Genomic DNA, 339 nt, shown 5'->3' on the forward strand with positions numbered 1-339 from the left:
AAATTCCATAATGCTATTAGTTCCTCTGATTCATTTTCTACTTTTCTTTCGGCCTTTTCATATCTATCCATTGAATTGCTTATGAATTTCTGTAACTTAGTTAATTTCTGCTCTATTTTATTACATTCATCACAAGCATTCTTTAACCTTGATCCTATATTTCGTCTAGCTTGTATTCTACTATCAATACTTCCCATAGATAAAAATATATCTCGTGCTATATTTGATATTTTTAAGTTATTTCGCCTTAAGTCTTCATTACAGCTTCTAACCTTGCTAATGTCAATTTGAATTCTAGACAAATTTACGTCCTCCCTAATTATACTATTCTTTTATATA

At 28.6% G+C, this 339-nt stretch carries 1 protein-coding gene; it reads right to left on the reverse strand.

Going from position 1 to position 339, the window contains the following annotated elements; genetic code table 11:
- Positions 1–302: hypothetical protein (locus ACJDT4_RS23375; RefSeq protein ID WP_406790027.1), on the reverse strand; the 302-nt coding region annotated here is incomplete at its 3' end.
- Positions 303–339 lie beyond the last annotated feature (37 nt).

Source organism: Clostridium neuense (assembly GCF_045310695.1).
Lineage (GTDB): Bacteria > Bacillota > Clostridia > Clostridiales > Clostridiaceae > Clostridium_S > Clostridium_S neuense.